The organism is Duganella rivi (assembly GCF_009857435.1).
GTDB classification, from domain to species: domain Bacteria; phylum Pseudomonadota; class Gammaproteobacteria; order Burkholderiales; family Burkholderiaceae_D; genus Rugamonas; species Rugamonas rivi.
The window spans coordinates 899,515-910,363 of record NZ_WWCK01000002.1 but is presented as its reverse complement, the minus strand read 5'-3'; the positions used below and the strand labels follow the sequence as shown (position 1 = coordinate 910,363).

Below are 10,849 nucleotides of genomic sequence, written 5' to 3'. Positions count from 1 at the left end.
TGCCCGGCGGCGCGGCAGACAGCGGCGGCGTCATTGCCGCCGCTGTCGCTGCGGCGGCGGCATTAGCGGCTGCGGCCGCCGCCTCCCGCAGCGATGGCCGCGCCGGCGCGGATGGCGTCATCTGGCGCGGCACAAACACCGGTGGCGTCGGCAGCACCGAGAAGTACGACGGCGGAGGCGGCGCCGGTTTGCGCGGCGCAGTTGCGGACTCGCGCGTCCGTTGGCTCATCCACTTGGACAGCATATTAAACAGCAGCTTGGGCGCAATCGGCTTGGTCACAAATTCGTCCATGCCAGCGTCGAGACAGCGCTGCTGGTCGTCACGCCCGGCGTTGGCGGTCATCGCGATAATCAGCGTGGCCGACAGCTTGGGATGGGCGCGAATCAGGCGCGTGGCCTCGTAGCCGTCCATCACCGGCATCTGCACGTCCATCAGCACGCAATCGAAGCGTTCCTTGAGCAGCAAGTCGATCGCCTCCTTGCCGTTGTTGGCGACGCAGACCGTGGCGCCGGCATCCTCCAGCAGCTCCTGCCCCACCTGCTGGCTAAAGATATTGTCCTCGACCAGCAGGATGGACGCGCCGCGGATAGTATCCAGCACATCCGGCTGCACCGATTCGTCGTTCGACTGCAGGAAGCGCACGCCCTTGGCCAGCCGCGCGGTGAACCAGAAGGTACTGCCCTCGCCCGGCTTGCTGTCGACGCCGACGCCACCGCCCATCAGCTCCGCCAGCTGCTTGCTGATCACCAGCCCAAGGCCGGTGCCGCCATATCGCCGCGTGGTCGAAGTATCGGCCTGGTGGAAGGACTGGAATAGCTGCTCGACCTGCTCCGGCGTCATGCCGATGCCGTGATCGACCACCTCGAAGCGCACCATGATGTGGGTGTCGCGCTCCTCCAGCGGCCGCGCGCGGATGATGACCTGCCCATGCTCCGAGAACTTGATCGCGTTGCTGGCAAAGTTAAGCAGCACCTGCTCCAGCCGCAGCGGATCGCCGCGCAGCTGGTGCGACAGTCCGGGCCAAATCTCGTACACCAGCTCCAGCCCCTTGGCATGGGCGCTCTCGCCCAGTTGGCTGGAGATATTCGACAGCAGCGTATCGAGCGTGAAGTCCAGCACCTCCAAGTCCATCTTGCCCGCTTCGATCTTGGAGAAATCGAGGATATCGTTAATGATGCCCAGCAGGTGCTGCCCCGAGTGGTAAATCTTTTGCAGGTAATCGCGCTGCTTCGGATGCGTGACCGATTTCAGCGCCAGGTGCGCCATGCCGATGATGGAATTCATCGGCGTGCGGATCTCGTGGCTCATATTCGACAGGAAGTCGCTCTTGGCCTGGTTGGCCGCATCGGCTTCGTCCTTCAGCTTATGCAGCTCCGTCACGTCGGTGGACATCCCGATCACCGCCATGAACGAGCGACCCAGCTCCACCGGCACCTTCACCGTCCACTGATGCTGCACCACGCCGTCGCGGCCGACGAACTGGGTCTCGCCGGCGCGCTTGGTGTTATCGGCAAACACCGGCCGCTCCAGCGCCCACTGCGCATCCGCCACTGCGGCCGGCATCAGCTCGCGATCCAGCTTGCCGATGATGTCCTGCACCGGCAGGCCCATGCAGTCGGCCATGCGCGCATTGACGTAGATGTAGCGGCGATTCTGATCCTTCATATAGACGTGGGCGTCGACGTTGTTCAGCACCGTGTCCAGCAACAAGCCCTGCTTGATGGCGCGCCGGCGCGACGCATACAGCACGAACACATAGCTATACAGCAGCAGCACGCCGGCAAAGCCGGTCAGCGCCGCGATCCACGGGAAGTAGATATCGAAGCCGGTCAGCAGCGCATCCTTGCGCACGCGGAATTGCGCCTTCCACAAGCTGCCGTTGAAATCGATCGGCAGCACGGTTTCGAAATGCTGATCGCGCTCCTCCGCCGGCAGCACCGTCGGCACCATGGCGCCGGTATCGTCGAACAGCAGGCGGTCGGTCTTCTCGATCACGAGGCGGCGCTGCTCAACGTCGGCGCTGCCGTCGGCATACAGCGTCAGATGCACCTGGCGCACCGTCATTTCATCAATCGCGCCCTGCACCAGCCGGGGAATGCTGAAGCCCGCGCCGACCGAACCCAGATAAGCGGCGCGCCGTTCCGCCACCGTGGTAGCCGGCATGCCGCGCCGGTACACCGGCAGCCGCACGCCAAGGCCAAAGTGCGGCGTCGGCAAATTGACCACAATCGGCTGGCCGGAAGCGGCGACCTGGCCGCTGTCGCGCGAAGCAGCCAGCATCCTGGCGATGGCCGGGTTGGCGCCGATATCGACGCCAAGGCGCTCCTCCAGCATGGCGGCCGGTTCGAGATAAGTCAGCACCGCGTACTGCGCGCGGCGGCCCGCCGGCTTGATGTCGAATGTTGGATAGCCTTCCGCGCGCACACCGGCGACGAAAGCGTCGCGCTGGGCGTCGGTCACCAGCGGCGCCCAGGTCAGCGCTTCGATGGCCGGGAAGTAGCGCGGAACATCGAGACTGGCGACGTACTGGCTGAATTGTTTGCGCGTGACGTTGTCGGAGGTTTGAAACAGCGCGGCCACCCCGCGCGTCAGATCGGAATAGGATTTGATGCGGGCCGAGATGCCATACTGCGTGCTGCGCGCAAGATTCTCGAAGCGCTGCGCCGCATCGTCATCCACCGTGCGGGCGGCGGCGCTGTACAGCAGCGCGCCGACGCCGGCCGCCAAGGCGCAGCCCACGCCCCAGAAAATCAGGCGCGTGCCGGTGATGACGTTTCTCCTGTTAGCCGATTTCAGCATGCAGAGCCGCTTTTAAAAAGGAAATCTTTTGCATCACAGCAGGATACTATCAATGCCGCGCGGGAACCAGTGGAAGAATTGGTGAGAATTGGGCCGCGCGGGGCATGTCAATCGTGCGCTTAGGAAAGAAAAATTCCGTTACGATTTTTTGTTGTTGTAAGCTGGATGAGAAGTTGGTAAAACGATAAAATAACGCAACCATTTACTTTCCTTGCGACAGTCCAAAACGCCGTGCAGATTCCCAAAGTCCTTCTCGTCAACGACGATCCGGCCAGCATGTACGCGCTGGAGAGCCTGCTGCTGGACGATGCCGACCAGCACGTGTACGAACTCATCAGCGCCGGCTCCGGCAAGGAAGCGCTGCGCCATGTGCTGCGCCACGAATTCGCCGTGATCCTGATGGATGTCAGCATGCCCGGCATGGACGGTTTCGAAACGGCGGAAGCAATCCACTCGCACCCGCGTTCGGCCGGCACGCCGATCATTTTCATCACCGCCCACTATGCCGATGAATTGAACCGCTTGAAGGCCTATCAAAAAGGCGCGGCCGATTACCTGTTCACGCCCGTGATCCCGCAAATTTTGCAGGCCAAGGTGGCGGTGTTCGTCGAAATGGCGAAGAAGAATATCCAGCTGCGCATCAAGACCGAGGAACTGGCGCGGCTCAACCAGGACTTGCGCGTGCAGCGCCTGCAAGACCTGGAGCGCATCAACGCCGAACTGGAACAGGAGATTAAGGAGCGCAAGCTGGCGGAAACGCGCGCCCATGAATTGTCCACGCGCGATGCGCTCACCAACCTGCTCAACCGCCGCGCCCTGATCCAGCAGCTGGAGCACGCGGTGGCGACCTCCGACCGCAGCGGCGTCGGTTTTGCGCTGCTGTTCCTCGATCTGGATAAATTCAAGCCGATCAACGACAACTACGGCCACGAGGCCGGCGACGAACTGCTGCGCCAAGTGGCGGCGCGCCTGACGGCGGCGGTGCGCGTGGCCGACATCGTGGCGCGTTTGGGCGGCGACGAATTCGTGGTGCTCATCGAAGGCAAGTCCGCCTCCGCCAATGCCGCGCGGGTCGGCCGCAAGATCGAGATGGCCTGCGCCCTGCCCTTCGATATCGGCAGCCACCGCGTGAAGACGGCGGCCAGCATCGGGATCGCCCTGTATCCGCAGGACGGCGCCAACGCGCAAGCGCTGATGAAAAACGCCGATACCGCGATGTACCACGCCAAGCAAAACGGCGCCACGCCGGTGCAGTTCTTCCATGAAGAGTTGAACGTGCGCGAACGGGAACGCGAGCGCTGGACGCTGGAACTGCGCAAGGCCCTGGCCGCCGGCCAGCTGGAATTGCGCTACGAGCCGCAGGTGGATCTCAACACCGGCCGCGTGATTGCGGCAGAAGCGCTGCTGTACTGGCGTCATCCGGCGCATGGTTTAATGGAGGCGGCGCAGTTCCTGCCCTTTGTACAGGAGCGCGCACTGCTGGATCGGATCGACGCCTGGGTGATCGCGCAATGCTGCTCGCAAGCCTCGCTGTGGCAAAGCCTGAGCGGACAATCGGCGCAACCGCTGTGCATCTGGCTCAATCTCGCCACGCCGCAGCTGCATGCAGACCTGCTGCAAGTGCTGCTGCCGGCCATGCGCAAGCACGGACTGGCGCCCGGCAGCATCGGCATAGAACTGAGCGAAAAACTGCTGCTGCACGCGAACGAAGCGCTGGCGCAAATGCTGACGCAGATGCAAAGCACCGGCGTGCGGCTGGCGCTGGACGATTTCGGCAGCGCGCGCTCCTCGCTGGCGGCGTGCAAGCGCTGGCAGCTCAACACGCTCAAGGTCGACCGCAGCTTTGTGCACGGTATCGGCAACGACGAAGGCGGCACCGACCTCGTCGCCGCCGTGATCCACCTGGCGCGCGCGCTGTCGATGCGCGTGGTCGCCTTGGGCGTGGAAACGCGCCAGCAACTGGAAGTGCTACAAGAATTGGGCTGCCACACCTGCCAAGGCGCCCTGTTTTATCCGCCGCTGCCAGCGGCCGGCCTGCTGGAACAAACCAGCGTGGCCGATCTGAATATCTCAAGCAACGAGGACATTAGCCATGAATAATATGACCGATATGGGCGAACAGCTGGACGCCAAGCTGCTGCTATCGACGCTGATGGCCCTGAAAAAAGGCGATTTTTCCGTGCGCATGCCCTCCGACTGGGTCGGCATGGCGGGCAAGATCGCCGACACGCTCAATGACATCATCGACACCAAGTCGCGCATGGTGCGCGAGGTAACGGAGGTGAGCCGCGTGGTGGGCCGCGAGGGCCGCCTGACGCAGCGGGCCGAGATGCCGAATACGGTCGGCGGCTGGGCCACCATCATCAGCTCCGTCAACACGCTGATCGACGACCTGGTACGCCCGACTTCCGAGATGGCGCGCGTGATCGGCGCGGTGGCGAAAGGCGATTTGTCGCAGACCATGTCGCTGGAAGTGGACGGCCATCCGTTGAAAGGCCAATACCTGCGGGCGGCGATGACGGCCAACACCATGGTGGAGCAGCTGTCCTCCTTCTCTTCCGAGGTGACGCGCGTGGCGCGCGAGGTCGGTACGGAAGGTAAGCTCGGCGGCCAGGCGCAGGTGAAAGGCGTGGCCGGTACGTGGAAGGACTTGACCGACTCGGTGAACTCGATGGCTGGTAACTTGACCTCGCAGGTGCGTAACATCGCCGAGGTGACCACGGCGGTGGCCAACGGCGACTTGTCCAAAAAGATTACGGTGGACGTGCGCGGCGAGATCCTGCAATTGAAAGACACCATCAACGTGATGGTGGATCAGCTGCGCTCCTTCGCATCGGAAGTGACCCGGGTGGCGCGCGAGGTGGGAACCGAGGGTAAGCTGGGCGGACAGGCTTACGTGCCGGGCGTGGGCGGCACGTGGAAGGACTTGACCGATAACGTGAACTTCATGGCGTCCAACCTAACAGGCCAGGTGCGTAACATCGCGGCGGTGACGACAGCGGTGGCGAACGGCGACTTGTCGAAGAAAATCACGGTGGACGTGAAGGGCGAGATTCTCGAACTGAAAAACACCATTAACGTGATGGTGGACCAATTGTCCTCCTTCGCCTCCGAGGTAACGCGGGTGGCGCGTGAGGTGGGTACGGAAGGTAAGCTGGGCGGCCAGGCGCAGGTGAAAGGCGTGGGCGGCACCTGGAAGGACTTGACCGACTCGGTGAACTCCATGGCAGGTAACTTGACAGGCCAGGTGCGTAATATCGCGGAGGTGACCACCGCCGTGGCAAACGGCGACTTGTCGAAGAAGATCACGGTGGACGTGAAGGGTGAGATTCTTGAACTGAAAAACACCATCAACGTGATGGTGGACCAATTGAACTCCTTCGCGTCGGAAGTAACGCGCGTGGCGCGCGAGGTGGGTACGGAAGGTAAGCTGGGTGGCCAGGCGAACGTGTCCGGCGTGGCAGGCACCTGGAAGGACTTGACCGATAACGTGAACTTCATGGCGTCCAACCTGACGGGCCAGGTGCGTAACATCGCGGACGTGACCACCGCCGTGGCAAACGGCGACTTGTCGAAGAAAATCACGGTGGACGTGAAGGGCGAGATTCTGGAACTGAAAAACACCATCAACGTGATGGTGGACCAATTGTCCTCCTTCGCATCCGAGGTGACGCGGGTGGCGCGCGAGGTGGGTACGGAAGGTAAGCTGGGCGGCCAGGCGTACGTGCCGGGCGTGGGCGGTACGTGGAAAGACTTGACCGATAACGTGAACTTCATGGCGTCCAACTTGACGGGCCAGGTGCGTAACATCGCGGCGGTGACGACGGCGGTGGCGCGCGGTGACTTGTCCAAGAAAATCACGGTGGACGTGAAGGGCGAGATCCTGGAACTGAAAGACACCATCAACGTGATGGTGGACCAATTGTCCTCCTTCGCATCCGAGGTGACGCGCGTTGCCCGTGAAGTGGGAACGGAAGGTAAGCTGGGCGGCCAGGCTAACGTGTCCGGCGTGGCCGGCACCTGGAAGGACTTGACCGAGAACGTCAACCAGCTGGCGGCTAACCTGACCAACCAGGTGCGCGCGATTGCGGAGGTGGCAACCGCCGTAACGCGTGGTGACTTGTCCCGTTCCATTCAGGTGGAAGCGCGTGGCGAGGTGTCCTACCTGAAGGACAACATCAATGAGATGATCCGTAATCTGAAGGACACCACGCTGAAGAACGCGCAGCAGGACTGGCTGAAAACCAACTTGGCGCGCTTCACCCGCCTGCTGCAAGGCCAGCGCGACTTGCAGGCGGTGACCAAGCTGATTCTGTCCGAGCTGGCGCCGCTGGTGTCGGCGCACCACGGCGTGTTCTACATGATGGATGCGGGCGACAGCGATGCGCGCCTGCGCATGATCGCCAGCTATGGCTATCGTTCCAGCCGCAAGCTGCCGACTTCCTTCCTGCCGGGCGAAGGCCTGGTTGGGCAGTGCGCGCTGGAGAAGGTGCGGATTTGGCTGACCGATGTGCCGCGCGATTACATCGTGGTGTCGTCCGGCCTCGGCGCAGCGCCGCCGACGAATATCGTGGTGCTGCCGATTCTGTTCGAGCAGCAGGTGAAGGCGGTGATCGAGATCGCCTCGCTGGATCGCTTCACCGAAACTCACCTCTCCTTCCTTGACCAGCTGATGGAATCGATCGGCGTGGTGCTGAATACGATTGAGGCGAACAGCCGTACCGAGTCCCTGCTGACGCAGTCGCAATCGCTGGCGCAGGAACTGCAACAGACCAACCAGGAGCTGGCCGAAAAAGCCCGTCTGCTGTCCGAGCAAAACATCGAGGTGGAACGGAAGAACCGCGAGGTGGAGCAAGCAAAACTGGCGCTGGAAGAAAAAGCCACGCAGCTGGCGCTGTCCTCCAAGTACAAGTCCGAGTTCCTTGCGAATATGTCGCACGAGCTGCGCACCCCTCTGAACTCGCTGCTGATTCTGGCGCAGCAGCTAGGCGATAACCCGGACGGCAACCTGTCCGGCAAGCAGGTGGAATTCGCCAAGACCATCCACGGCTCCGGCTCCGACTTGCTGACGCTGATTAACGACATCCTGGATCTGTCGAAGATCGAATCCGGTACGGTCACGCTGGACGTGTCGGAGTACCGCTTCCAGAATCTGCGCAATTACGTGGATCGTACTTTCCGTCACATGGCCGAGGCCAAGCATCTCGGCTTCTATGTCGAGTTGCGCGACAATCTGCCGACCGCCATGATGACCGACACCACGCGCTTGCAGCAGGTGTTGAAAAACCTGCTGTCCAATGCGTTCAAGTTCACCACGCATGGCCAAGTGTCGTTGAATATCAGCCTGGTCACCAGTGGTTTCAGCAGCGACCACCCTAACCTGATGCACGCGGACGCAGTGCTGTCGTTTGCAGTGAGCGACACCGGCGTCGGTATCGCGGCCGACAAGCTGCAACTGATCTTTGAAGCGTTCCAGCAGGCCGACGGTTCTACCGCGCGCAAGTACGGCGGCACGGGCCTGGGCCTGTCGATTTCGCGCGAGCTGGCGCGTCTGCTGGGCGGCGAGATTCGCGTCGAGTCGGTGGTCGGCAGCGGTTCGACCTTTACCCTGTTCCTGCCGTATAACCGCGCGGGCTTCATCAACTACGACACGGTGCGCGCGCCGCAAGTGCGCTTGCCGGCACCGGCGCCGCAGGTGGTGTACTCGCCGCCCCAGCAGCACCTGGAAAGCCTGGTGGAGCTGGACGCGGACATGGACGAGTACAGCGGCAGCGATGACCGCGGGCTGGTGGCGCCCGGCGATCCATCGGTGCTGATTATCGAGGACGACGACCGCTTCTCGCAAATTGTGCTGGGCTTTGCGCGCGAGAAGAACTTCAAGGGCATCATTACCATGCAGGGCGATTCGGCCCTGAGTTTGGCGCGCGATTATCTGCCGTCGGCGATTTTCCTTGATCTGGATTTGCCGGATATCGACGGCTTCACGGTGCTCGATCGCTTGAAGCGCGACCCGAGCACGCGCCACATTCCGGTGCACGTGATGTCCAGCCTGCGCGAGCGTGAACGCGCACTGCGCCTGGGCGCCATCTCGTACTTGAATAAGCCGATCAGCAAGGAGGCTTTACAGGAGGAATTCAGCCGCATTCAGAAATTCCTGCTGGGCGGGAAACGTAGCCTGCTGGTGGTGGATGACGAAGAAGCGCAGCGCGATGCGATCATTGCGCTGATCGGCAACGTGGACATTCATATCGTGGCGGTGGAAACCGGCCAAGCAGCGCTGGACGTGCTGCGCGAGCAGCACTTCGACTGCATGGTGCTGGATTTGACGCTGCCCGATATCAGCGGCTTCGATCTGCTGGATATCATCGGCAAGGATGAATCGCTGCGCGACCTGCCGATCGTGATTAACACCGCCAAGGATTTGAACCGCAAGGAAGTGGCAAAGCTGAAGCGCTATGCCAAGACTATCGTGATCAAGGATGCGCGCTCGCCGGAGCGGCTGCTGGATGAAACAGCGCTGTTCCTGCACCGCTCGCAGGCCAGCTTGCCGGAAGCGCAGCGCCGCATGCTGGAGGAGATACACGCGGCCGAAGGCGGCTTGGCGGGACGCAAAGTGCTGATCGTCGACGATGACTTGCGCAATATTTTCGCACTGTCGTCGCTGCTGGAGCGCCAGCAGATGCAGGTGCTGTTTGCCGAAAACGGGCGCGATGGCATCGAGGTGCTGGAACGCGATCCGACCATCGAGATCGTCCTGATGGACATCATGATGCCGGAGATGGACGGCTACGATACGATGCGCGCGATACGGCGCATTCCGAAGTTTAAGTCGCTGCCGATCATCACGCTGACCGCCAAGGCGATGAAGGGCGACCGCGATAAATGTATCGCCGCCGGTGCGTCGGACTATATCACCAAGCCGGTGGACGTGGCGCAGCTGCTGTCGCTGATGCGTGTGTGGCTGCATTGATGTCGTCGATACTCGCCTCCATCCGCGCCGCCCTCGCCGGCGCCCCGTCCACCGCGGACACCGGCGCGCCTGGTGAGCGAGGCGGCGCCAACTCGCCCGCCGAAGCCCCGCAGTCCTCGCCAGGCGGCGCGCCGGTACTCGTCACCGGCGGCGGTGCGGCGCGCCGCCACTCGCCATCGTCCGTCGAGGAACTGGAACTGGAGCTGCTGCTCGAAGCGCTGTTCCAATGCCACGGCTACGACTTCCGCGGCTACGAGCGGGCCGTGGTCACGCGCAAAGTCCAGGCGCTGCGCGCAGAACTCGGCCTGGCGACCATCTCCGCCCTGCAATCGCGCATCCTGCACGACGACGACGAAGCCTACAACACCCTGCTGCGCGCCCTCTACGTGACGCCCGCGCAAATGTTCGACAATGCGCTGGAAGTGTCCATGCTGCGTCTATCGCTCGGCGTATGCCTGCACGGCGCGGCGCTGCCGCGGGTCTGGCTGGCCGATTGCGCCGGCGTCCAGCAAGCATGGACGCTGGCCATCCTGCTCGAACAGGAACAACTCGCGCCGCGCACCGAGATCTACGCCACCGTCGCCAGCGACGCCATGCTGGCCTACGCCCTGCAAGCCAGCCTGCCCATGACCAACCTGAGCGAACTGCAAGCCAACTACGTGCGCAGCGGCGGCATCGGAAAACTGATCGACTACTTCGACGTCAGTGCGGACGGCCTGCATGCGGTGCTCAAACCGCACCTGAACAGCCGCATCACCTGGGCGCAGTACAACCTGGTCACCGACGCCTCCTTCAACGAATTCCAGATGATCCTCGGCCACCGCGCCCTGCCCGACTTCGGCCCGGCGCTGCGCAAACGCGTGCTGCAGCTGTTCGACGACAGCCTCGCTCCTTTCGGCACACTGGCGCTGGATCGCCCGCTGGACGACCACGATCCGCTATCGCATCACTACAAGCAGTTACTCGCCCACCAGCCTTGGTACAAGCGCATCGCCTAGCCTCCCAATCGGGGATTTGACAGCGCCCGCGCTTCGCCGTAGATTGCACGCTTGCCCACGAGGCCACTCAATAAAAAGGAT

Annotated in this window: 4 protein-coding genes; 3 read left to right on the top strand and 1 reads right to left on the bottom strand. The window is 62.5% G+C overall.

Annotated features, from left to right (window positions below):
- A partial coding sequence (locus tag GTP45_RS08655; protein WP_161013429.1) for a CHASE domain-containing hybrid sensor histidine kinase/response regulator family protein occupies positions 1 to 2,800 on the bottom strand: 2,800 nt, incomplete at its 3' end.
- A gap of 231 nt (positions 2,801 to 3,031) precedes the next feature.
- Between GTP45_RS08655 and GTP45_RS08650 the strand changes: the two genes are divergently transcribed.
- The 3 genes from GTP45_RS08650 to GTP45_RS08640 are packed head-to-tail and all read left to right on the top strand — an operon-like array spanning position 3,032 to position 10,768.
- Positions 3,032 to 4,900, top strand: coding sequence for a putative bifunctional diguanylate cyclase/phosphodiesterase (locus GTP45_RS08650; RefSeq protein WP_161013428.1), 1,869 nt, complete (start codon positions 3,032 to 3,034; stop codon positions 4,898 to 4,900).
- The gene (locus tag GTP45_RS08645; RefSeq protein ID WP_161013427.1) at positions 4,893 to 9,770 is read left to right on the top strand and encodes a hybrid sensor histidine kinase/response regulator; all 4,878 of its coding nucleotides are present in this window, start codon (positions 4,893 to 4,895) and stop codon (positions 9,768 to 9,770) included. The genes GTP45_RS08650 and GTP45_RS08645 overlap by 8 nt, the downstream gene beginning before the upstream one ends.
- A complete protein-coding gene (locus GTP45_RS08640; protein WP_161013426.1) occupies positions 9,770 to 10,768 on the top strand; it encodes a CheR family methyltransferase in 999 nt (332 codons plus the stop codon). Before GTP45_RS08645 ends, GTP45_RS08640 begins: the two co-directional genes overlap by 1 nt.
- The last annotated feature ends 81 nt before the right edge of the window (positions 10,769 to 10,849 follow it).